Raw genomic sequence first — 22985 nt, 5'->3', positions numbered from 1 at the left:
ACGAACAACCCATCCGCCATCCCTATGACTTTCGACCCATCAACCTTTCCTGAATTCACTTTACGCTCCCAGCAACAAGGAGCCGAAGGCGCTTCGCCGCCATCGGGCATCGCATTTCTTTCCAACGGCGATTGCCTGATCTCCGACGACTTCAATCATCAAATACAGATTTATGGGAACGACGGCGTTTTGAAAAAAACCTTCGGCGGTCAGGGCGCCGAGCCCGGCCAGTTCAAATACCCCAAGGGAATCGCGGTCGATGCCGAGGATCGGATCTACGTCGCCGACTGCTGGAATCATCGCATTCAGGTTTTCGACGCCGACGGGAATTCCCTTCAGCATTTCGGAAACTACGGCGACGGGCCGGCTGAGTTGAACGAACCCTATCACCTGAGCTTCGATTCCGAAGGACGTCTCGTCGTGGTGGAACGTTGCAACCATCGCCTCCAGTTTTTTTCGGTCGAGGGTCAGTCGCTGGGAATACTGGGCAGTCGCGGTTCTGTCGTCGAAGAGAAACTGGCCCACCTTTATCACACGCACCCCCGCTTGCTACCGCCGCCCTTGTTTGAATTTCCGACCTCCATCGCGCAAGACAGCGTTGGCAATTTCTATATATCGGACAGCGGCAACCATCGCATTCAGAAATTTGATTCGCAATGGAACCGCATCGACGCCTTCGGCGAATGGGGAGAGAACGGATTCCAATACGCCATGTGGGTGGCCGTCGGCCCCGGCGATCTGCTTTACGTCGCCGACATGAACAACAACCGCATTCAGGCGCTTTCTTCCACCGGCGTTTTTCTCGGCGCCATCACACATATTGGGAAATCCAAAACGATGGAAGGCCCCGTCGTGATTGCGGCGCACGGCAATCAATTATGGGTCGGCCTGGCCTTCCAGCCCGAACTGTACGTCTACCCGCTTCCCGATGAAAATTCGCTGGAGCAGAAGGCCGCAGACCCTCGCCATCTCGACTGGCAGGGACAGCGCTACGAAGAATCAAACGACGACGCGCGCGCTTACGAATGCTACAAACAGGCCGCGCAACTCGCTTTCGATCGGAAAGCAGAGCCTCAAACGCTAACGTTTAAAATCGCTCTACTGAACCGAATGGCCCGCACTGCAAACTCGCAAGCCCCGGAGACATGCGGTCCCCTGCTCGCACAACATCTCGTATCCTGTCGCGAAGACTTGAATCGATCGCGCCAGGAATTGATGCGCCTGTTTGCCGATTGGGACAAAATCCTGCCCGAATGGATCAAGGCCAACGTGGAAGAGCAGAACCGACTGCTATCCGATCAGGAAGAAGACTACCGCTTCAACAAACCCTTCTATGAACTCGAGGCAAAAGAGCGAAAGTTGTTTCGCGAATCGCGGAGTCGCACCAGCGCCTACCGCCTCCACTGCGAACAATACGCCGAGTACCTGCAAAGCCTGCTCGACCTGCCCTTAACGGATCAAGATCGAAATGACTGTCTGAAATCTCTGGAAAGCGACGGCAACAGCCTGTGCCAATTGATCGGGAGTTATCTCGACGCCAAGGAAAAAAACGAAGAGGCCATGCTCAACGATTTCTCAGCCATGCAGGAAAGCCCGGATCAGTGGAGCGCGTTTGTTTCCAAGCTGGACTTCAGTCGCAGAATCCTTAACCTGTGCAGTCATTTGATCTGGGAACTGCAATGTTTGATGATCGTTCTCAAGGAAATTGGCAGAACCGCGCCCGACGGGGATGCGGCGCTGAACACCATCGAGACTTTATTCGTCAAGCCGCCGGGATCGCAGATGGTCCCAAAAATCATGCTGGGTCTGCAGGAAGACTGGGCGGCGCTGGCGAACCTGTCTCTACGCATGAACGATCTCACCGACGGCTACTTCAAGCGTCGCGCCGGTCTGACGGCAACGCCGCGCGCTATCGACCGCGATTATTTTTCGCCAACGCCCTTCGATGTGGAGGACATGCGCCTCGAAGACATCACCCGCGTTCAACTATCAGAAAGTCTCCCTTTTGAAGTCGGAGCGGAAGGTCTGACCGTCGGCATGGATTTCTATTCGCGCGATCTGATTGGCGATGCCGATGATTTCAAAAAACGATTGCAGGGCATGGCCGATCTGTTTCCCTCCTACCTTGAGAAGAACGAAGAATTGCTCGGACAATTGGAAGCTCTGGCGCAACAAGACCGCGACCTGCAGAATCAATTGGCGCAGGTCAACGTGCAGGACAAGAAAACGCCGATCAGCATCCATAATAATATTGAAGTGGTGAGCTTTCAGGTCGGACTGGTGCGGCGGATGCTGATCACGCTTGAGATCAACGAAGTCGCCAATCTGTTCCGTCTCGTCCTCGGTTGTTCATTACTGACCAGCGGCGGCGACGCGCCCGACTCGAACCTGCTCCAGCAAATGCAAGCCCATCGCGATCTTCTGGAAACCCGGTTGCAAAACTTGCTGACCGAGCGCAAAGCCTGCGCCATGGAGGATGCGGGACTGAGCGCCCAGGCGGAAGCCGAATCTTCCGCTCCATTGCAAGGTCAGGCGCAAGCGACGCTCGACCGGCAGGCCCGTCTCGCCGAATTGAAAATACGAACGCCGCTTCTGGAAATGCGACTGTACCAATGCGCCCGCAAAAGAAATCTGCTCGATAAATGTTCAAATCTGCAAAAACCCAATACGCGCGCCCGCGGCGCTTCCTGGCAGTATTCCATCGCCCAGGGCGAGCGCGATTTGCATCGCTCCTTCATCCCCTTCGGTCTGGATTTTGCGGAAGACGGTTCGCTATTTTGCGCCGACATGGAAAACGCTCGCATCCGCCGTATCTTACCCAGCGGCGGCGCACCGTCGGGCTTTGGCGTTTGGGGCGCGCATCCGGGAGGCCTGCAAAATCCCGCTGATTTGATCGTCGACGCCGAGGGCGCTCTTGTCGTCACCGACTGCAAACAAGGTCGCGTTTTGAAGTTCAGCGCCAGCGGTCATTTCATCAAACAATTTGAAGAACAAGAGAATCGTCCTCTTGGCCCGATCACCGGCTTGTCGCTCGGCGCTCAAGGGCGAGTCTGGGCCGCCGACCAAGTCAACAATTGTATATGGATATGGGATCAAGACGGAACGCTCGATCGTGCGATAGAAGCCGACGGTCGTTTTCAAAATCCGGTGGCGGTATGCTGTCTGCCCGACGGCTCCTTTGTGGTCGCCGACAAATCCGACGACCGACTCAAACGATTCAACGCCGACGGAACGCTGGCAAAAAAGGTATCCAACGATACCTTGAACTGCGGGGAATTGTACCTGCTCGCATTTAACGAGGCGCACGGCCTGTTTGCTTCAGACGTGTGGGGTTCCCGGCTCTTCCAGTTCAACGCCGACCTTGAACCACTCAAGGTTTACGATTCCTTCGGCAAACGCGGCGGCGAATGGAGTCGCATCAGCGGCTTGAAGATTTGGAATGACAGCATCTACATCGCCGACATGGACCAGTCTAAAATCCACGCCTTCGCGCTCCCTCTCTCAAGTTGAAACGTTTTTCATCACTCCGTATTCTTGATCGGGTAGGGACGATGGGCCGTTTCATTGCTGTTATTATGCTCCACCGCCTGCAGGAATTGTCCGCCTGAAAAATCATCCTTGAACTCGCGGCTTCCGCGACCCTCCTTGAATTTTCCAGGCCGATAATAATCAGCGATCGTCTCCATGGAAAAATGAAAGGAAGCCTCCTGCCGCATCGCTTCGACTCGAAAATCCGACAGCCCCCATTCGTAATCGTGATCGCAGGCCAGAGAAACCGTCGCCACCTGATCGTCGTCCTCAAAACAATAGACATGCCGGAAGACTTTCAGGAATGATTTGCAATCGTTCGGCTTGAGCGCGTTGCTCTTGCCGTACAAATTCGAAACCACCACCCCGCCCGGCGTCAACAGAGACTTGAGTTCACGATAGAACTCCACGGTCTTGAGGTGGAAAGGGACCGAACCGCTCTTGAAGGCGTCAAGAAAAATAATATCGTAGCTCGGCTTGCCAAGCCGCTCCTTGATGAAAACCCGACCGTCCATCACATGCACGCGGTAGCGCTCATCCTCTTGCAAATAGAAATATTTGCGCGCCGCGTCGCGAACCGAACGGTCGATTTCAACAACGTCGATCTCGGCCTCTGGAAATCGTTCGTGCAGAAAATTCGTCGCCGCCGCCGCGCCCAATCCAATCATCAACATCCGTTTCGGTTGCGGGCGAAGCAAGAGCGCCGACATCATCATCCGCGCGTACACCAGCTCCAGTTCCAGCGGGCGATCCAGATCGATCCGGCTCTGCAAGTAAAAGTCGCGTTCACCCACTCCCTTGAACCAGATTTCACGGATGCGCCCCATCTGGAGCACGAAAATATGGTTGAACCGACTGCGGAATTTGTCGATGATCCGCATCGCATCGGCTTTTTTAGTTTTTTTGAACCATTGCATCGCAAAATCTCGAAAAAACTCAATCAAACCATTGAATTATAACAGGTTTGACTGTTCAGCCTGAAAAATTTTTATTTTAGAAACTTCCTCTTTATATGTTAGTATGGAATCACTTCGGATTATTTTAAAAAATCAGCTATTTTGACCCTCGTCAGAGAGAGATCGCATATGCCCCAGGAAGGCTTAAAACACAAAGTTGAATTAGGAACCCACGGCATCCGCAATGCTAAAAGCATCTATTGGAATTTAACCACGCCGCAACTGTATGAACACATCGTCGCCAACAAAGAAGGCATGATCGCCCACCTGGGTCCGGTCTGCGTGGTCACGGGTCAACATACAGGACGCGCCCCGAACGACAAATTCATCGTTCAGGAACCGTCAAGCGAAGAAAATATATGGTGGGGAAAAGTCAACCGCGCCTTCACCGTCGAACAGTTTGAAGCGCTCTATTCCCGTATTCTGGCTTACATTCAGGGCAAGGAACTGTACGTTCAGGACTGCCGCGCCGGCGCCGACCCCAACCATCAACTGCATATCCGCGTCATCACCCAGCACGCCTGGCACAGTCTGTTTGCGCGCAACATGTTCATCCAGATCAAAGACCCGGCTAAACTGGAATCGCACGATCCTTCGTTCACGGTCATCCACGTCCCCGATTTCAAAGCGGTCCCGGAAATCGACGGCACCAATTCCGAGGTCTTCGTTGTTGTGGATTACGCCAAACAACTGGTTCTCATTGGCGGCACCAGCTACGCGGGCGAGATCAAAAAATCGATTTTCAGCATTCTGACCTATTTGTTGCCGCAGAAACACAACACGCTGGCGATGCATTGTTCCGCCAATATCGGCAAGAACAATGAAACCGCCGTGTTCTTTGGTTTATCTGGTACCGGCAAGACCACCTTGTCCGCCGACCCGGAACGCGATTTGATCGGCGACGACGAACATGGCTGGAGCGACGAGGGCGTTTTCAATTTTGAAGGCGGTTGCTACGCCAAAGTCGTTCGTCTCTCCGCCGAAGCCGAGCCGGAAATTTACGACTGCACCCGACGCTTTGGAACCATTCTGGAAAACGTGGTCATGGACCCGATCACTCGACGTCTCGACCTCGACAACACCAGCTTGACTGAGAACACGCGCGCCAGTTACCCGATTTCTCACATTGCCAACGCGGTGCCTTCCGGCATGGGCAAGCACCCCAAGAACGTCATCATGCTGACTTGCGACGCCTACGGCGTCATGCCTCCGGTTTCCAAATTGACGCCGGAGCAGGCGATGTACCATTTCATATCCGGTTACACGGCGAAAGTCGCGGGAACGGAAAAAGGCCTGAGTCGCGAACCCAGCGCCATATTCAGCACCTGCTTTGGCGCGCCGTTCATGACCTTGCACCCCTCTGTCTACGCCAACATGCTGGGCGAAAAAATCGCCAAGCACGATGTTTCCTGCTGGCTGGTCAATACCGGCTGGACGGGCGGCCCTTACGGCGTCGGCAAGCGCATCGAAATCGTACACACCCGCGCCATGATTCACGCCATTCTCGACGGTTCGCTCAGCAAAACGGAAACCCAGGCCGATCCCATCTTCGGCGTACACGTTCCGGTTTCGGTTCCCAATGTACCGCAGGAATTACTCAACCCGCGCGACACCTGGAAAAAGAAAGCCGAATACGACAAACAGGCCCGCGATCTGGCGAACCAGTTCATCGAAAACTTCAAGCAGTATGAAAAAGGCGTCAGCAAGGAAGTGCTTGCCGCCAGCCCCCGCCCCGCCATTGTTACAAAGGGCAAAGGCAAGGTTCATAAACTGAGAAGCTAATCCAAACAAAATGAGGCGGTCCTTTCGGGGGCCGCCAAAGAATTTCCAGGGAGCCCACGCTGTGGAGTCTTTGCCGCGTATTGTTATATCCATGGGGGACCCTGCAGGCGTGGGTCCTGAAATCATCGCCAAAGCGTTCGCCGAACCGCAAATCCGCCCCTATCACGCCACCGTCGTCGGCGATGCATCCATCATGCAACAGGCGCTGGAACGCTGGGCGCCTCGACTGACCATTCATCGCGTTGATTCCACCCAGGACGAAGTCCAATCCGACGCTCTGAATCTGATCGATCTGAATAACGTCTCCAGTCTGCCGACCGGCCCCAGCCGGGAAGGCGGAAGCGCATCGGTTGAATACATTCAGGTCGCGGTTCGGGAAGCGATGGAACGCCGCGCCGACGCTATCGTCACCGCGCCCATCAGCAAGGAAAGCATCCATCTCGCCGGTCATTTTTATCCAGGACACACCGAACTGCTGGCGCATTTGACGGGAACGCCGCGCACCGCGCTCATGCTCACAGGAAGACGGCTTCGCGTCGTACTTGCAACAACGCACGCGCCTCTGAGCCAGGTCTCGCAAATTCTCACACAGGAAACTCTCGTCGAAACGCTTCGCATGACGCACCACTGGCTGAGCTGTTTTGTCACCGACACGCCGCGCATTGCCGTTTTGGGACTCAACCCGCATTGCGGAGACGGCGGCATTTTCGGGGACGAAGAAGCCCGCGTCATCGTCCCTGCGATGGAGCAGGCGCGAAGCATGGGAATCCCTTCGGAGGGACCGTTTCCCGCCGACGCATTTTTCTCGCGCAATCCCGAATGCGACGCCGTCATCGCCATGTATCACGATCAAGGCATGGTTCCAATCAAAATGGAAGCTCAGGGTCAAGCCGTCAACATCACCCTCGGGCTACCCATCATCCGCACCTCGGTCGATCATGGAACCGCCTTCGACATCGCGTGGAAGGGAACCGCATCGGCGCAAAGCATGCAACATGTCATGCGGAGCGCGTCCAAGCTCGCTTCCGCTCAGGCGCTTTCGAAGCAATGAAGAAACGACCGCTCGGACAAAACTTTCTGATTGACGAATCCGTCGCTGACGAAATCGTCGAGATCGCACGAATCGACGAGGACGACCATGTCGTCGAGATCGGGCCGGGAAAAGGCGTCCTGACCCGACGGCTGACCGACCGGGCGGCCCGCGTCACCGCGATTGAAATCGACGGCAAACTCATCGGCCCCTTAAAAAATGAAATGAGCGAGGCGACCAACTTCACGCTCCTCAACGAAGATGCGCTGAAATTTGACTTCGGTTCGATCAAAGGTCCTTACAAAGTGGTTTCCAATTTACCCTATTACGCCGCCGCTCATATTCTGAAACGTTTGATCGTTTTTCGAAAAAACATTCAGGACATGACCTTGATGTTGCAAAAGGAAGTCGTCGACCGCTTTTCCGCACAGCCCGGAAGTCGGTGCTACGGTTCCTTGACCGTGTTTCTGCAATATCACTGCACCGTCGAGCGTCTGCTGGAAGTGGGCCGGCTTGCGTTCTCACCGCCGCCAAAAATCGAATCGTCGGTGGTCCGTCTGACCCCGCTAGCGAAACCGAAAATCGACACCGTCGATGAAAAACTGTTCTTCAAAATTGTCTCAGCCGCATTTTTTCACAAACGCAAAATGCTGAAAAATAATTTACAAATATGGGACCGGCAATTTCGCAACGAGCAAGGCTCCCTGCAACTTGCGGGAATCGACCTGTCGCGTCGCGCAGAAACTCTGACGCTTCAGGATTTCGCCGACCTGTCCAACCACATTCACCAGCATCAAAATAATGAGCCGTCCTGAACCGGGTAAAGTGTATCTGATTGGCGCCGGTCCCGGCGATCCGGGTCTGTTGACCTTGAAGGGACGAGACTACTTGTCCCGTTCGCAAGTGGTCGTTTACGATCACCTGGTCAACAAGGCTATACTGCGCCATGCGCCGCGAAACGCTGAATTGATTTACGCAGGGAAAAAAGCCGGACACGCGACGCTGGAGCAAAGCGAGATCAACGCCCTGCTGATCTCCCGCGCGAAAGAAGGCAAGATCGTTTCCCGCCTGAAAGGCGGCGACCCCTTCATTTTTGGACGCGGCGGCGAAGAAGCGCAGGCCCTGCAACAGCAAGGCATCCCCTTTGCGGTGGCGCCCGGAGTGTCCTCGGTGATCGCCGTCTCCGCTTATGCGGGCATCCCGCTCACGCATCGCACGCTTTCCTCGTCGATTTCAATCATTACCGGAAGCGCGGAAAAATCGCATGACGATATTTTCATCGACTGGGAAAACATGGCCCGGCGAACCGGCACGCTTGTATTTTTAATGGGCGCGCGCCGCCTTCCCGTCATCGTTGAAAAATTGCTCGAATTCGGCAAGAACCCCAAAACACCCGTCGCCATCGTGCGCAAAGGCTCCACCGGCAAACAGAAAACATGGACCGGAACGCTCGACACCATTGTGGAAATCGCCATGCGCGACCAGATCGCGCCGCCTGCTTTGACCATCATCGGCGAAGTGGTGCGCATGAAACCGGAAATGGACTGGTACGAAACCCTTCCCCTGTTTGGCAAAACCATCGTGGTCACGCGGCCGGAGCATCAGGCCGCAGGATTGATCGATCTGTTGCAGGAGAAGGGAGCCGACGCGATCAACTTCCCCGTAATCCAGACGGTGGCGCCGGAGGACTGGACGCCTCTCGACGCAGCGCTCGGACGCCTCTCCACATATCAGGGTCTGATTTTTACCAGCGTCAACGGCGTTGATTTTTTCATGCAGAGGCTCAAGGAAACCCGGCGCGATCTGCGCGATCTGAAAGGCGTGCGGATTTACGCCATCGGCCCCAAAACCGAGCAAGCCATTCGCGACCTCGGCCTGCGCGTTGACGTTCGCCCCGAACAGTTTGTCGCCGAATCGCTGATACAGAGCATGAGCCAGGAAACGCTCAAGGGTAAACGTTTTCTATTGCCCCGCGCATCCGTCGCCAGGGAGATACTGCCTGAGCAAATCCGCGACGCCGGAGGCGAAATCGACGTGGTCCCCGCATACCAGACCATTGCGCCCGACGCGTTTTTCAAAACCGAACTGAATCAATCTCTGGAGAACGGCGAAATCGACGCCGTCACCTTCACTTCGTCGTCCACGGTCACCAATTTCATGGAACTTGTGGAACCGGCGAACCGCGCCCGATTGTCGCAAGTCGCGCTGGCCTGCATCGGCCCCATCACCGCGGACACCTTGAAGCAATACGGGTTTGAAGCTTCGGTGGTGCCGAAGGATTACACCGTCGAGGCCCTTGCGGAAGGGATAGAATCTTTTTTCAATAGCGCCAAACCTCCAGACGCGAGTTGATTCAAACGACTCTCAATCAATCACCCAATCACATCAATCCATAACTGCATGAGGACGCAATGGAATTTGGATCTCAGGAGCACAAGGAATTATTTTGCAAATCGTTCATCGAATCGCACCGACCCTTCACGCCGGAAGAACTGCCCTGGCCGGAACTCGACGAAGCGGTCGTAAAAAAGCTGGCGGATTTCCCGATCTGGGATTACGCCATTCACACCGAACGCCAGGTGTTCAACAAACTCGACGCTTATTCCAAAGAAATATCCGATCCGCTGATCAAGGAAGCGCTTGCCCTGCAAGCCTATGAGGAAGGACGCCACGCGGACATCCTGCGCTATTTCCTCAACCGCTATGAAATTCCTTTCAATGAAATTCCCGACAAGCCTCTGCCCGACGATCTCGAAGCCTGCTTCATGAGCACCGGCGCGGGCGAGTGCATCGACTCGTTTTTCGCCTTCGGATTTTTGCAGATTTCAAAAAGCACCGAGGATTATCCGCTGGAGTTGATCGAAGTGATGGAACCGATCGTCCAGGAAGAGGCGCGGCACATTCTCTTCATTCAGAACTGGTTGTTGTATCAGCGATTCTCCCAGCCCTTTCTGTTGCAACCCATCTACCATCTGCGGACTTTATGGGCCTTTGTCGACGCCGGGATATCGCGTTTGATGGACCTGAAAGATATGGGCGGCTCCTCGTTCACCATTCAGGCAAGGGAGCATGAAAACTCTTCGCTCTCTCCAAAGGAATTTGTTTCCCTCTGCATGTCGGAAAACAAACGCAGAATGCGCGATTTCGATCCGCGTCTGGCGCGCCCCAAGCTGATCCCCCGGGCCATGGGGCTGGTCAACTTTTTCCTATAGAGCAGAAAAGACTTTTTGAGGCGGCGGCCTGCGGGTATAATGGCTGCATCGACACAATACCAATCGTCCAGGACAGGTGATATGAGCATACGATCCATTCGCGTCAGCCACATAGTTTTGACAACCAAAGAACTGGCAGAATTAATGCTGGAAAACCTGCGGTCCTGCGACACGCCGGAACTGCTGGCCCGCACATTCGAGCGCCTGGCGAAGAAATACAGCGCCTGCGGCACTCGCAACAAGGGCGGCGACCTTGGCTATCTTGAATACAATACTTCGGCGCCGGAGCTGGAAAGAGCCGCTATGGAAACTCCCCTGGGTGAACTGGGCGGCCCGATCAAAAGCAAATTCGGCTACCATGTCTTCCTCATCACGGAAGAAGAACGCATGGGCGATACGGGCAAGGACGGCATCACTCTCCCGATGGGAGCCGGTCCGGGAACTCTGTAATCCGCACAACCCATGCAATTGCAAGGCATTCACCACATCGCTCTGAACGTTCGCGACCTCGACCGTTCGGAGCGTTTTTATACCGACGTCATGGGCTTCAAGGTGACGGATCGATTTTCCAAAGGGCTTCGGCATCTCATGCTCGACGCCGGGAACGTCTCCATCGCCTTGTTTGAATCTCCCGAGCTGGATGCGCGTCCGCCGCTGGAAACATTGAGCGAAAAAGGCTACATGCATTTCGCTTTTCAAACCACGCGGGAACAGTTCGACTCCATCATTGAAGAATTACAGGCCAAAGGCGTCGTTATCGAAGACGGACCCGTCAAACGCGGCGCCGGGGTTTCCGTGTATTTTAACGACCCCGACTTCAACCATCTAGAAATCAGGTACGACGATTGAACGCTATAGAATCTATTTTGAAAAAAGCCCTGGACGGCGAACGCATTCAGGCCGACGAAGCGCTGGAACTGTATTCCGCCAAGGACGTTTTGCTCTTGGGCAACGTCGCCTCGCGTTTGTCGCGCAAGAAACGCGACGCGGAAATCATCACCTACATCGTCGACCGCAATATCAATTACACCAATATCTGCGTGACCGATTGCTCCTTCTGCGCCTTCTATCGCAAAGAGGGAGACAAGGACGCTTACGTCCTGCCCTTCGAGACCATCGCCGATAAAATCCGCGAAACCGTGGCGCTCGGCGGCGCCCAGATTCTGTTGCAGGGCGGTCATAACATTCACCTCAAAATCGATTACTACGAAGACTTGTTTCGCAAGATCAAGGAAAATTTCGACATTCATCTGCATGCGCTGTCGCCTTCAGAAATTCACCATATCGTCCGGGTTTCCAAACTGAGCCTGAAAGAAGTTTTGCAACGTTTGAAAAACGCCGGACTGGACTCCATCCCCGGAGGCGGGGCGGAGATTTTGGTGGATCGGGTGCGGCAGGTGATAAGCCCTTATAAATGCAATTCCGATCAATGGCTGGAAGTCATGGCGGAAGCGCATCGCATGGAAATTCCAACGACGGCGACGATGATGTTCGGTCACGTTGAAACGCTGGAGGAGCGCATCGAACATCTCATTCGCCTGCGCCGGCAACAGGACGAGACCGGCGGCTTCACCGCCTTCATCCCCTGGACCTATCAGCCGGGCAACACCGAGTTGAGTCTCGACCACAAGATCACCTCTGCAGTGACCGGGCTGGACTACCTGAAGACGCTGGCGATCAGCCGCATCGTGCTGGATAATTTTGATAATTTACAATCGTCGTGGGTGACGCAGGGCCCCAAGATCGGGCAGGTTTCGCTGAGTTACGGCGCGAATGATATGGGAAGCACCATGCTGGAAGAAAATGTCGTCGCCGCGGCGGGCACGGTTCATTGCCTCGACGAAGAAGCCATCCGTCGCCTCATCAAAGACGCCGGACGCACCCCGCAACGCCGCAACATGCGTTACGAATACGTTTAGCCTCGTCATTCCCCTTCGGAATACTGCATCAATTCAATCTCGTACTTGTCCGGGTCTTCCGTGAAAATGAATCGCGTCCCGTTGTCGCTGGTGATGGGACCTTCGGTGACCGGGACGCCCGCGCTCTCCAGTTTCTGGATGCAGGCTTCGATGTCGTCGACCTGAAACGCCAGATGCACCAGATCCTCCGGAACCGAAACCTCGCCGCTGGAAGGGAAAGAACATAATTCCAACTCGGCGTCCATGCCGGGAAATTGCAGAAACACAAGTCGGGAACCTCGCGGCGACGTTTTTTGTTCCACCACTTCCATCCCCAACACTTCCTTATAAAAATGAATGGAGCGATCCATGTCGGCAACGCGAAAGCGCGTGTGCAAATATTTTTTAATCATAGCGTCTCGGGTAATTGAATGAATTTACGATAAGGTTCCAGCGCGCCTCGCACGATGGCGATGAGCTCCTGAAGCCGTACCTGAGTTTTCGCTTCAAAGCGTAGCACCATCACCGGTTGCGTGTTGGAAGCGCGCATCAGCGCCCAGCCATCGCCAAAATCCACGCGCACGCCGTCGATGTCCACCACATCATACTGTGTGCGAAAATATTCCGTCAACTCCGCCACCACTTCAAATTTTTTGTCGTCCGGGCAATCGATCCTTATCTCCGGAGTGCTCACAGTTTTGGGAAGGTCGGCCAGCAGTTCGGAAAGCGGTTGATCTGTATTGGCGACGATCTCCAGAACCCGGCAGGCCGCATAAGTTGCGTCGTCGAATCCATAATAACGATCCGCAAAACACACATGACCGCTCATCTCGCCTGCTAACAAGGCGTTGGTCTCGCGCATCTTGTTTTTTATCAGGGAATGACCCGCCGCCGACATGATGGCTTTGCCGCCGCGCTTCTCCATATCCTGAAAGAAATTCTGCGAGCATTTCACTTCTCCCACAATGGAAGCGCCGGGATGATTTTTCAAAATTTCTCGACCGAACAGGATCAACAATTGATCGCCCCAGATGACGTTTCCATTCTCGTCCACCACGCCGATGCGGTCGGCGTCGCCGTCGAAACCAAAGCCAAGCTCCGCGCCTTCTTTCTTCACCAGCGCCATCAGGTCGAGCAAGTTTTTTTCCACCGTCGGGTCGGGGTGATGATTGGGGAAGGTTCCGTCCGGTTCGCAATAGAGAGGGATCGGGTCTTGTCCGCAGGCTTGAAACACTTCCAGACCCACCAGGCCAAAACAACCGTTGCCGCCGTCGGCGACAAACTTCACCTTGCGCGGTATCTGGATTGAGGATTTGATTTTTTCGATATAGGCCGCGTTGACGTCGTGAGCCTCGACGGAACCTTCTCCGCTTTCGAAATCTTCGCGAAGGATCATTTCGCGGATTTCCTGAATGCGCTGTCCGTACAAGCTGTGCTTGCCGAGGCTGATTTTCAGCCCGTTGAATTCCGGCGGATTGTGACTGCCGGTGATCATGATTCCGCCGTCGGGGTTGAGATGGTAGAGCGAAAAATAGGAAACCGGAGTCGGCGTCTTTCCGATGTCCCAGACATCGCAACCTGTGGACAGGAGACCTTCGCAAACCGCCTTGAAAATCGCAGGCGAACTCTCTCGCATATCGCGTCCGACGGTCACGGTCTTTCCTCCATTCCGGCGCACAATCGTTCCGATCGCCCGCGCGATCAATAACACGGCCTGCGGCGTCAAGTCGCTTGCGACCAGACCGCGGATATCATATTCGCGAAAAATTTGTGGATTGATCTCCAATGCCATATCCCAACCCTTCTAATAAAATTTAATAATAACCGCTCTAAATTTGAAACTCGATCATTCTGCGGAACCTTCGGACCTATCCGATTCCTTCGGCGCTTCCCTCAAGGTCCCCACAATCAGCATAGGCTTGCCTGCGCGAAGGATATCCAGAGAAATTTTTGCGCCCGGACTCATGCCGAGCAATTTCCTGCGAAAGATCACAAAATTATCCAGGCTCGCTCCGTTGACCGATACGATCACGTCGTTTTCCTTCAATCCCGCTTGCTCTGCCGGGCCGCCCGGCGCCACTTGTACGACGCGGATGCCGTGCATGGAATACAGATTCAACGCCGCCATATCTTCCTTGCGTAACGGGATGGCCTGAACGCCAAACCAGCCGCGTTCCGTTTTGCCAAGCAGAAGCATGGGCAGAACTTCCTTCACCATATCGGCGGAGATCGCGAAACCGATCAATTGCGCGCTTTCGATGATCGCCGTGTTCACGCCCACCACCTCGCCGTACATGTTCAATAAAGGGCCGCCGCTACTGCCGGGGTTGATCGCCGAATCGGTTTGAATGAAATCCACGTTGCCTTTGGAGAAAGGCCCCACTCGCTCTTTCGCGCTCACCAGACCCGAGGTGACCGTGTGTTTGAAACCGAGCGGATTGCCCATCGCCAGCACCGTTTCCCCGGTTCGCAGTTCATCCGACACGCCCAGAGGCAAGGACGTTAAATCCCGATCGGCTTCGATTTTGAGTAAAGCAAGGTCCGTCACCAGATCGATTCCGATGATGCGCGCCGGGTATTCTTCCTTGCCTTCCGAAAGCACGACGACGATGTCCGTCGCATTCAGTATCACATGCGCGTTGGTGAGGATGAAACCGTTTGAGTTGATGATGAAGCCGGAGCCAAGGCTGAATCCGTTTTCCTTGAAGGGCACCGGAACCTTGAAGGGTATGATCTCAAACAAATCCGTCAAAAAGGGAATGCGAAGCGGCATCAGGTCGTTCGGAGAAATTCCAAAGGAGGTATTGCGCTCCATCAACCGTTGCGTGTAAATATTGACGACTCCTTCGCGCGCCCCTTCTACAATGTCCGCCACCGTCATATTGGTCAGGGGAACCGGGTCTCGCTCGACAAACTCCTTCTGCGTCCAGAACGATTCCAGATTCAGTTCACTGAATTCCATTTGACGAAAACGCTTGTCGAAAATCTCCGCATCCTGATCGACCGGCGTCGTCAGCTCATGCGACTGGCGCGCAACCGAACACGCGCCCAGGGCCAGACAAACCATCAGGCACAGCGTCCACCGCGTTGCCAACGAAACACTTTTCATTATCGCGCCGCCTCAATAAGGATTGCGTAAGATGCCGCCATCGACCGTATAGTTGGTCCCAGTGATCCAGCCGCCTGCGTTGGAGGAAAGGAACACCGCCAGCCCGGCGACGTCGCCCGGCTCGCCCATTCGCTTCAACAATGTACTTTCCGACGAAGCGGCGCGAATTTCATCTCGTACCGCATCCAGTTCCTTCCCCTGTTTTTGCGCCGCGCCCGCCGCCTCGTTCTCCCAGGAACGCGACCACACCGGTCCCGGTGAAATGGCGTTCACTCGAATCCGGTCCGGCGCCAGAGTCTGCGACAGGGACACGGTCAGATTGGACAGGCCCGCCTTGAATGCCGCGTAATGCGGGAAAATCACGTCCGGTCGGGAACCTGCAATGGATGATATATTCAGAATGCTCGCTGAAGCGGACTCCTTCAATTGCGGCAGAAAGAGTCGACACATGCGAACCGCCGACATCAGGTTGATTTGAAACGCCTCTTCCCAGTCCGCATCCGTCAATTCGGAAAAGGTCGCCAGTTTTTGAATGGAGCCGACGTTGTTGACCAGAATGTCCAGGCCGCCGAACGCTTGCGTCACGTCGCGATGAAAGGTTTCCGTCGCCTGCGCCGATGCAAGATCGACCGCCTTGAAACAATGCCCCTCGCCCGGCATCTCATCGGCCAAAACGTCGAGACTTTTCTGAGTCCGCGAGCAACCCGCCACCTGCGCGCCTTCTGCGGCAAACATCAAGGCCATTTCCCGGCCGATGCCGTCGCCGACGCCGGTGATGACTACTTTTCGATTCTTTAAATTCAGGTTCATGTTACACTGCCCGCGCCTTTCTGGAATCAACTGAAATTTTTAACGGATCAACTATGGCATTTGGCGTTTTTGATAAAATCACCGCGTCCCCTTCCCTCATCTGGGTGCTTCCGGCCATCGGCTTTCATATCGTCAACATGATGCTGGGCCTTGTCCTGGCCTTTCAAAAACGCACGAAGAGCGGAATTCGTCTGCACGCTCTACTCTATGCTTCGGTGGTTTTTTGCCTGATCTTTTTTCTAGTCATGAACCAGACTCACGGCGAGAATACCATCTGGGAGTATCTGGTCGGCCTTTACTTTATCACAGCGATCCCCTTGAGCAAACGTTGCGATGCTCTGGTCCACGCATTTATAACGATGGTCGGACTCACCTTACTGCCGCTGTTGATTATTTTACAATTTTAAAAAAGAGATCCGGGGCGGGGCGCCAAACGGCGCGATGGATCTGGACTTCAGACTTAAAAGGAATCAATCCTGCACTGCGGTTTTCACGCTGATGTCGCCATAGACTTTCACTCGGCAGGACATTCTCTGGTCGGGGCCGACCTTGTGAATGTCTTCAAACATCGTGCGCGGGCTGATGTTATCCGACGGTTCCACCTCGACGATACACTTGGCGCAAAGTCCCAAGCCTCGGCAATTGAGGAATTTGTTCACGCCTTTATAAACTTCAGCCTCTGTATATCCAAGGGCTTTTCTCAAATTGGCTCCATAACCAATTTTGATGACGTGAGTCTCGCCCGTTTCAGCGTTGTTGACTTTGATTTTAGGCATTTCTTACCAATTCTCCTATCTCCGCAAAATCATTTGGTGCGATTGAAACGCTTATTCTGCACCAGACGGCGGAAATGTCAATTCATTTTTCTCAGGTTACGGTTCGGGTTCAGATGGAGTAATTGTGACCTGTGAGGATTTTCTTTTCTTTCAAAAATTTACAGATTTTCTCGCCCGCCGCCGCTTCATCCTTGGCCTCTGCAATGGATAAAACCAGGTCGGGAGAACCTGTCGGTTCCTCCACGCCCGTGACCTGAATTTCAATCACAGGAGAAGGTTCCGCGAGCAGTCGAATGTCGGAATGGTCTTCCTGATTGAACACGTTGGATGTCGAGATCACCACATGCCCGGCGTCGAGAAACAATTTGGCGACTTCGCCAAAACGACGCACCGCTTCTCCATCCGGCTCCGGGTGCGCGTCGATGTCCGCAGACACGCCGAGGCGAACGTTTTTGCCGTCGAGCAGGTAACTTTGGTAATTTTGGTCGAACAACATGCGCTCGAGTTTTTTCGCCAGCTTGCCCTTGCCCACGCCGGACTCGCCAGTCACGAGGATGAGGGAGGCCTGATGTCCGTTGCGGTAAGCGCGTTCTTCAGCGCGGATATCGCTCTTCACCCAGTTGAACGCTCTCTGCCGAACTTCGTCGCGGAGTTTGTCTTCTTTGTTGGATGGGCTGTAAGTGGTCACGATGCCGCCGCCGCAAACGTCGTACTCGTCCACTATAACAAAGCGACCCGTCGTTGCGATGGAACCGAACAAGTCGAAGGCGACCGGTCGTTGCGTGCGCAAGGTCACTTCCGCAACGTCGTTCTTTGCGACGAATTCCTGATCCGTGAGGGTTTCGAGAGTGGACGCCTCGATGACCTTGTTGAAAGCGATGACTTCGCACGGGGCTTCCTGCGTGTTCAGTTTGATTTTGTATTGCTTGCCCTTGGTGAGATTGTTTTTTCCCATCCAGAAAATATTGACGTTGAACGTAGACGAGACAATCGGCAGTTCATCCACGCGCGAAGCGACTTCGCCGCGTTCAACGAAAATCTGCTCTCCCAGAGTGAAACCGATCGACTGCGACGCCTGCGCCATTTTCGGCGCCTCCGGCACGCTCCAGGCCTCGATGGTTTTCACCACTCCGGTTTTATTGGAAGGGGAAAAAATCAAACGGTCGCCCACCGCCAATTGACCGGACTCCACGCGCCCGGCAATGATACGGCGCTGATCGAATTTGTAAACGTCCTGCACCGGCATGCGAAAGGGCAGATGATTGGGACGTAATTTTTTTTCAAAACGGTCCAGCATCTGCAAAACCGACGGGCCTTCATACCAGGGCATTTCCCCGTTATGAGCGGCGATGTTCACGCCCAGCTTGGCGGACACGGGAATGTATTCCGGCGTTTGCACTTCCAGAGAATTGAGGAAGGCGTTGTATTCATCGCGAATTTTTGAAAATACTTTCTGGTCGTAGCCCACCAGATCCATTTTATTGACCACCACCACGACCTGCGTCAAACCCAGCAGTTTCAGGATATAACCGTGTCGTCGGCTTTGCTCCTGCACGCCTTCGTTCGCGTCGATCAACAACAGCGCCGCTTCCGCATCCGCCGCGCCGGTGACCATGTTCTTGAGGAACTCTTTGTGGCCTGGGGCGTCGATGATGACGTAATGACGCTTCTGCGTTTTGAAGAAAATTTGCGAGGTGTCAATGGTGATACCCTGCTCCTGCTCTTCTTCAAGAGCGTCGAGCAGAAACGCGTATTCAAAACTTTTCCCCTGGCGTTCGCAGATGTCCTTGATGAAGTCCAGCTTGCCCTCGGGCAGACTGCCGGTGTCCGACAACAAGCGCCCGACAAGGGTGGATTTACCGTGATCGACATGGCCGACAATGACCATGCGCAATAATTGATTGGAAAGATTTGCAACGTGTCCGTTATCGCTCATTACATATATCCTCGGGCGCGTAGTTTTTGCATTGCGTAGGTGTTCTCCTGATCCTGCGCACGACCCGAGCGTTCAGCAGTATCTATGGTTTTCAACTCCTCGACGATTTCATCAATAGTTTTTGCTTGCGACTCAATGGGATTGGTGCAGGGCGCACATCCCAGGGATCGATAGCGTTTGCCTTCTTCATTTGCAAAATACAGATCAATGATGGGAATTTTTTCGCGTTGAATATATTCCCATACATTCAATTCAGTCCAATGCAGAATGGGATGAATACGGATATGGGTTCCCTCTTCGAAAGAGGTCTTGTACTGATCCCACAACTCCGGCGGCTGATCCTTGAAGTCCCACTCAAAATCCTTGTTGCGCGGCGAAAAATAACGCTCTTTGGCGCGGGTGCCTTCTTCGTCGCGGCGAATGCCGAGGATGAGACCGGTGTAGCCCTTTTGCTCCATAACGGAGTGCAGGCCCATGGTTTTCAGCGCTTCGCAACAGACCATTCGGCCCTGAGTGTGGTCCATGCCTTCAGCCAGCGCTTTCTCATTCTTCCCGACAACCAGATTGAGTCCCCACTCTTTTGCAACGCGATCGCGGTATTCGATCATTGCGGGAATCTTATAGGTGGTGTCGATATGCACCAGGGGAATGGGACATTGCCCAAAAAACGCTTTGCGTGCCAACCAGACGAGAACGGTCGAGTCTTTGCCGATCGACCACAACATAGCCAGGTTCTTAAAATTCTTGTACGCCTCGCGTAATATATAAATGCTTTGGTTTTCCAGATGATCCAGATGATCCATGATGGTTCCTTAAACAGGTCTAAACAATGGGATTAGTCTCACTTTAGCTTCTCAGCCCTTTAGAATCAAGAAATAAGTCAATAAAGCCCGTCAATCGGGCCTGATTGCATAATTTTTCGACCGCTCAGGTCAAAAATTGCCTTATCACTTCCGGGAAGGAACAGCGCAGGCAATTATTACTGTTTTGCGTGCAAAAATCCTGATACACCTGCATCAGGCCCTGCCGCTGGCGATCATTGGCGACGAGACGGATCATGTCTGCATTGTCGCCAAGGATATAATACTTCATGAAGCGCATTTTATGGTTCTCGGCGCCCCCCCTGCTGGAACTGTACAACTGATTCAGCGCAATTTCGAGATTCGACGATTTCACAGCGCGCGCATGGATCAAGGCAATCGGCATCACAATATTGACGATGATCTCAGACGAACGCGACGAGCCAATCAGATTTTGCGGCGATTTCAGCCGCTTGCCGCCGGGCGTGTAATGGGTCGCCCAATAGCCGACGCCGGGAACGCAAAAATAATCGTAAAGCGTCTTGGGAATTTTCAGCGTGTAGCCTTTTTTCTCCGTAGCCGACGCCGCCTGCTGAAAGGTCTTCATAAAATCAAAGAACATTCCGCTCTTCAAACGCTGAGCGAGCAGATGCGACAGCCCCACAATTCTGCGATACGGATAATTCGCCGGACGAATGCCCTTGAACTTCCAACAGGATCGCGGCAAGGGCTCCACCTTGATGCGCTCGCGACAGCTTTGCCACAGCGCATCCAACCGTTGAAAATAAGATCGTTCCTCCGGCTCCAGATCCTCGGGGTCGAGCGCGGAAAAATTCGCAAGCCCCGCCACGCCCAACAAAATCGCCTGAATCCGCAAGGCCCGTTCTTCTTCTGAAGCCTTGCGCGGCAGTAATTTCCTCAGCGCCTCCAGCGGCGCCCTCTCCGCCAACTCGCGAAACGGTTTTTTGTTGTTCGGATAGCCCAGCGCCTCTGCGACGCCTTCATAAAAGGTCTGCTCGTATCCGTTCACGATCACGCGATCATGAAAACGATCCATCTTGACCAGAATACGCGCGTCGCCCGCCGCATCCAGCAAACGCAACAATTTCTCTCTCGGCAAATTCGCCAGAGGCCGGTGACACAAGCCGTGGTTGAACTGATTCATGATGGGATAGCTGTCAAAATCCAGATTCTCGCTCAAGTCCAGCAATCCGCGCGTCAGATACTTTTTCAATTCCAGTTCAAAAAACGGCCCTGCCTGACCGGGGCGTCTCTCATCTGTCTTGATCCCTGGATCGAAGGGCTTCGCTACCGGTCCTGTTTGCCAAAGAAAAACGTGGAACAGCACATTGTCGAAATCCGGGTTGTTTGAGTGCCCGTGCGCTTTCCAGTCGCCGGAACGCACGTGAATTTCCAGATCCCCTTCATAGAGACGACCGTTGACCTTGATCGCCGCGCTTTTAAAATCCGGCCCCGGCCCAAAATTCCAGTAGCCCGGAAACACCACTTCCAAAGATTCGCCCGCCGTCGTCTCCAGCTTGCTCGCATCCACCAGCTGGTCGTTCCAGATACAGCGCACCACCTTTTCGGGAACCTTGAGTTCCCGTTCGTCTTCCTGAACTGTGATTTTTGAAAAGCTTTTCGTGAAGTGGATGTAATCGTCAATGAACGGAGAAACCATCACTTAAGTTTCCAGAGCGTACCCTCCGGACCGTCTTCCAGGGAGACCCCCATTGCGGTCAGCGCATCCCGGCAACGATCTGCGGCGGCCCAGTCTTTCGAGGCTCTGGCGGCGTTTCTTTCTGCGATCAAGGTCTCTATCGCCGCGACATCCAGATTCAAACCGTCGCTCTTTCGCGCGAAGGCCCATTCGTTGAATTCTTCTACCGGCGTGTGAAACAATCCCAGCAATTGGCCCGTCTTTTTCAATGCGCCCGCAGTGACGACGACGGCGCGCGCCTGCGCCGGGTCCTTGCTCAAGCTCTGCAAGGATTGATTGAGCGCCCTCAAGGCTTCGTTCAAATGCGCGACTGCCACGGCGCTGTTGAAATCATCGTCCATCGCTTCGCGATATCCTTGCAATAACGGATGCGCGTCGATGGCCTCTTGCAAACCCTCCAGCAAACCAGCGTCCATGCGCTCTTCTGCCTGACGCGCGGAATCCAGAGCTTCGTAAAATCGCGTGATGACTTTTTCGGCTTCCTGCAGGTTCTGCTCAGAAAACTCGATAGGACCTCGGTAATGCGAACTGACGAGGAACAGGCGCACGGTTTCGGGGTGGAACTTTTTAAAAATTTCCCGAATCGTAAAAAAATTGCCCAGGGACTTGGACATTTTTTCTTTATCAATATTGACGAAGCCGTTGTGAATCCAGTAACGCGCCGGAGCGCAACCCGAAGCGCCGCAGGACTGCGCGATTTCATTTTCGTGATGCGGGAACACCAGATCCTTGCCGCCGCCGTGAATGTCAAAGCTTTGCCCCAGCAAACGCGAACCCATCGCCGAGCATTCGATATGCCAGCCCGGTCGGCCCGAACTCCAGGGGCTTTCCCAGAACGGTTCGCCCGGCTTGCTCTTTTTCCAAAGCGCAAAATCCAGAGGATCGCGCTTCGCTTCGTTGACGTCGACACGGGCGCCGGACAACAAATCCTCGATGCGTCGCCCCGACAAGGCGCCGTAGGTTTCAAACGAGCGTACGGAGTAAAACACGTCGCCCTCCGATTCGTAAGCGTGTCCTTTTTCGATCAAGGTTGCGATCATCTCAATCATGTCGTGAATATGGTCGGTGGCGCGCGGCTCCAGCGTTGGCTGTGCGATGTTCAAGCGCCCCATGTCCTCGTAATAGGCTTCGATGAACTGACGCGTCACTTCCGACCATTCGATGCCATTCTCGTTGGCGCGCTTGATGATCTTGTCGTCGATGTCCGTGAAATTTTTCACAAAACAGACCTCGAGTCCCAAAAACTGCAGGTACCGGTAAATGACGTCGAACACCACCGCTGAACGGGCATGCCCCAGATGACAATAGTCGTAGACCGTCACCCCGCAAACGTACATGCCGACGCGATCCGCCTGCAAGGGTTCAAAGGCCTCTTTCTTACCCGTCAATGTATTGAAAATACGCAATTTCATGGCAGTTAACCTAGCA

At 54.1% G+C, this 22985-nt stretch carries 20 protein-coding genes; 10 read left to right on the top strand and 10 right to left on the bottom strand.

Annotated elements, in window-relative coordinates:
• Positions 1 to 24 precede the first annotated feature (24 nt).
• Positions 25 to 3510, top strand: coding sequence for a hypothetical protein (locus G3M78_06225; protein ID QPJ65005.1), 3486 nt, complete (start codon positions 25 to 27; stop codon positions 3508 to 3510).
• Positions 3511 to 3521: 11 nt separating this feature from the next.
• Here G3M78_06225 and G3M78_06220 read toward each other — a convergent pair whose 3' ends face one another.
• Positions 3522 to 4445, bottom strand: a complete 924-nt coding sequence (locus G3M78_06220) for a hypothetical protein (protein ID QPJ65004.1) — start codon at positions 4443 to 4445, stop codon at positions 3522 to 3524.
• 168 nt (positions 4446 to 4613) lie between these two features.
• Here G3M78_06220 and G3M78_06215 point away from each other — a divergent pair, with 168 nt between their 5' ends.
• From G3M78_06215 to mqnC, 8 genes are all read left to right on the top strand, one after another.
• Positions 4614 to 6266, top strand: a complete 1653-nt coding sequence (locus tag G3M78_06215; protein QPJ65003.1) for a phosphoenolpyruvate carboxykinase — start codon at positions 4614 to 4616, stop codon at positions 6264 to 6266.
• 61 nt (positions 6267 to 6327) lie between these two features.
• Positions 6328 to 7317 (top strand): 4-hydroxythreonine-4-phosphate dehydrogenase PdxA, encoded by a 990-nt coding sequence (pdxA, locus tag G3M78_06210; GenBank protein ID QPJ65002.1) that lies wholly within the window; start codon positions 6328 to 6330, stop codon positions 7315 to 7317.
• Positions 7314 to 8111 (top strand): 16S rRNA (adenine(1518)-N(6)/adenine(1519)-N(6))-dimethyltransferase RsmA, encoded by a 798-nt coding sequence (rsmA, locus tag G3M78_06205; protein ID QPJ65001.1) that lies wholly within the window; start codon positions 7314 to 7316, stop codon positions 8109 to 8111. Before pdxA ends, rsmA begins: the two co-directional genes overlap by 4 nt.
• A complete protein-coding gene (gene cobA, locus G3M78_06200) occupies positions 8098 to 9648 on the top strand; it encodes a uroporphyrinogen-III C-methyltransferase (GenBank protein QPJ65000.1) in 1551 nt (516 codons plus the stop codon). The genes rsmA and cobA overlap by 14 nt, the downstream gene beginning before the upstream one ends.
• 59 nt (positions 9649 to 9707) lie before the next feature.
• Positions 9708 to 10508 (top strand): ferritin-like domain-containing protein, encoded by an 801-nt coding sequence (locus G3M78_06195; protein ID QPJ64999.1) that lies wholly within the window; start codon positions 9708 to 9710, stop codon positions 10506 to 10508.
• Between the two features lie 81 nt (positions 10509 to 10589).
• Positions 10590 to 10958, top strand: coding sequence for a peptidylprolyl isomerase (locus tag G3M78_06190; GenBank protein QPJ64998.1), 369 nt, complete (start codon positions 10590 to 10592; stop codon positions 10956 to 10958).
• Between the two features lie 12 nt (positions 10959 to 10970).
• Entirely contained in the window at positions 10971 to 11357 is a 387-nt protein-coding gene (locus tag G3M78_06185; GenBank protein QPJ64997.1) for a hypothetical protein, read from the top strand.
• Complete coding sequence (gene mqnC / locus G3M78_06180) at positions 11354 to 12427, top strand: dehypoxanthine futalosine cyclase (GenBank protein ID QPJ64996.1); 1074 nt, start codon at positions 11354 to 11356, stop codon at positions 12425 to 12427. The genes G3M78_06185 and mqnC overlap by 4 nt, the downstream gene beginning before the upstream one ends.
• A 5-nt stretch (positions 12428 to 12432) precedes the next feature.
• On the opposite strand, the gene G3M78_06175 is transcribed toward mqnC, so the two are convergent.
• The 4 genes from G3M78_06175 to G3M78_06160 form a co-directional block, all read right to left on the bottom strand.
• Entirely contained in the window at positions 12433 to 12819 is a 387-nt protein-coding gene (locus tag G3M78_06175) for a VOC family protein (protein ID QPJ64995.1), read from the bottom strand.
• Positions 12816 to 14186 (bottom strand): phosphomannomutase/phosphoglucomutase, encoded by a 1371-nt coding sequence (locus tag G3M78_06170; GenBank protein ID QPJ66784.1) that lies wholly within the window; start codon positions 14184 to 14186, stop codon positions 12816 to 12818. Before G3M78_06170 ends, G3M78_06175 begins: the two co-directional genes overlap by 4 nt.
• Positions 14187 to 14252: 66 nt before the next feature.
• A complete protein-coding gene (locus G3M78_06165; protein ID QPJ64994.1) occupies positions 14253 to 15515 on the bottom strand; it encodes a trypsin-like serine protease in 1263 nt (420 codons plus the stop codon).
• Between the two features lie 12 nt (positions 15516 to 15527).
• Complete coding sequence (locus G3M78_06160; protein QPJ64993.1) at positions 15528 to 16325, bottom strand: SDR family oxidoreductase; 798 nt, start codon at positions 16323 to 16325, stop codon at positions 15528 to 15530.
• Positions 16326 to 16378: 53 nt separating this feature from the next.
• Between G3M78_06160 and G3M78_06155 the strand changes: the two genes are divergently transcribed.
• A complete protein-coding gene (locus tag G3M78_06155; GenBank protein QPJ64992.1) occupies positions 16379 to 16732 on the top strand; it encodes a hypothetical protein in 354 nt (117 codons plus the stop codon).
• A 63-nt stretch (positions 16733 to 16795) separates the two neighbouring features.
• Here G3M78_06155 and G3M78_06150 read toward each other — a convergent pair whose 3' ends face one another.
• The 5 genes from G3M78_06150 to G3M78_06130 all read right to left on the bottom strand — a co-directional run bounded on the left by G3M78_06150 (position 16796) and on the right by G3M78_06130 (position 22969).
• Entirely contained in the window at positions 16796 to 17101 is a 306-nt protein-coding gene (locus G3M78_06150; GenBank protein ID QPJ64991.1) for a 2Fe-2S iron-sulfur cluster binding domain-containing protein, read from the bottom strand.
• A 109-nt stretch (positions 17102 to 17210) separates the two neighbouring features.
• The gene (locus G3M78_06145) at positions 17211 to 19037 is read right to left on the bottom strand and encodes an adenylyl-sulfate kinase (GenBank protein QPJ64990.1); all 1827 of its coding nucleotides are present in this window, start codon (positions 19035 to 19037) and stop codon (positions 17211 to 17213) included.
• Positions 19037 to 19840 carry a sulfate adenylyltransferase subunit 2 gene (locus G3M78_06140; protein ID QPJ64989.1) on the bottom strand — a complete coding sequence of 268 codons (804 nt, stop codon included), beginning with the start codon at positions 19838 to 19840 and terminating at the stop codon, positions 19037 to 19039. Before G3M78_06140 ends, G3M78_06145 begins: the two co-directional genes overlap by 1 nt.
• 124 nt (positions 19841 to 19964) lie before the next feature.
• Positions 19965 to 21521 (bottom strand): DUF2851 family protein, encoded by a 1557-nt coding sequence (locus G3M78_06135; protein ID QPJ64988.1) that lies wholly within the window; start codon positions 21519 to 21521, stop codon positions 19965 to 19967.
• Complete coding sequence (locus tag G3M78_06130; GenBank protein ID QPJ64987.1) at positions 21518 to 22969, bottom strand: cysteine--tRNA ligase; 1452 nt, start codon at positions 22967 to 22969, stop codon at positions 21518 to 21520. The genes G3M78_06135 and G3M78_06130 overlap by 4 nt, the downstream gene beginning before the upstream one ends.
• Positions 22970 to 22985 lie beyond the last annotated feature (16 nt).

Source organism: Candidatus Nitrohelix vancouverensis (genome assembly GCA_015698305.1).
GTDB classification, from domain to species: Bacteria; Nitrospinota; Nitrospinia; order Nitrospinales; family VA-1; genus Nitrohelix; species Nitrohelix vancouverensis.
The sequence above is the reverse complement of the archived record's forward strand: the minus strand, read 5'-3'. Positions and strand labels throughout refer to the sequence as shown.

What these genes read in the sequence shown, in the direction of transcription:
- G3M78_06225 (QPJ65005.1), top strand. Translation starts at nt 25, where the DNA reads ATGACTTTCGACCCATCAACCTTTCCTGAATTCACTTTACGCTCCCAG.
- G3M78_06215 (QPJ65003.1), top strand. Translation starts at nt 4,614, where the DNA reads ATGCCCCAGGAAGGCTTAAAACACAAAGTTGAATTAGGAACCCACGGC.
- G3M78_06190 (QPJ64998.1), top strand. Translation starts at nt 10,590, where the DNA reads ATGAGCATACGATCCATTCGCGTCAGCCACATAGTTTTGACAACCAAA.
- rsmA (QPJ65001.1), top strand. Translation starts at nt 7,314, where the DNA reads ATGAAGAAACGACCGCTCGGACAAAACTTTCTGATTGACGAATCCGTC.
- G3M78_06155 (QPJ64992.1), top strand. Translation starts at nt 16,379, where the DNA reads ATGGCATTTGGCGTTTTTGATAAAATCACCGCGTCCCCTTCCCTCATC.
- G3M78_06160 (QPJ64993.1), bottom strand. Translation starts at nt 16,325, where the DNA reads ATGAACCTGAATTTAAAGAATCGAAAAGTAGTCATCACCGGCGTCGGC.
- G3M78_06175 (QPJ64995.1), bottom strand. Translation starts at nt 12,819, where the DNA reads ATGATTAAAAAATATTTGCACACGCGCTTTCGCGTTGCCGACATGGAT.
- G3M78_06140 (QPJ64989.1), bottom strand. Translation starts at nt 19,840, where the DNA reads ATGGATCATCTGGATCATCTGGAAAACCAAAGCATTTATATATTACGC.
- G3M78_06220 (QPJ65004.1), bottom strand. Translation starts at nt 4,445, where the DNA reads ATGCAATGGTTCAAAAAAACTAAAAAAGCCGATGCGATGCGGATCATC.
- G3M78_06145 (QPJ64990.1), bottom strand. Translation starts at nt 19,037, where the DNA reads ATGAGCGATAACGGACACGTTGCAAATCTTTCCAATCAATTATTGCGC.
- G3M78_06150 (QPJ64991.1), bottom strand. Translation starts at nt 17,101, where the DNA reads ATGCCTAAAATCAAAGTCAACAACGCTGAAACGGGCGAGACTCACGTC.
- G3M78_06195 (QPJ64999.1), top strand. Translation starts at nt 9,708, where the DNA reads ATGGAATTTGGATCTCAGGAGCACAAGGAATTATTTTGCAAATCGTTC.
- G3M78_06165 (QPJ64994.1), bottom strand. Translation starts at nt 15,515, where the DNA reads ATGAAAAGTGTTTCGTTGGCAACGCGGTGGACGCTGTGCCTGATGGTT.
- cobA (QPJ65000.1), top strand. Translation starts at nt 8,098, where the DNA reads ATGAGCCGTCCTGAACCGGGTAAAGTGTATCTGATTGGCGCCGGTCCC.
- G3M78_06185 (QPJ64997.1), top strand. Translation starts at nt 10,971, where the DNA reads ATGCAATTGCAAGGCATTCACCACATCGCTCTGAACGTTCGCGACCTC.
- G3M78_06130 (QPJ64987.1), bottom strand. Translation starts at nt 22,969, where the DNA reads ATGAAATTGCGTATTTTCAATACATTGACGGGTAAGAAAGAGGCCTTT.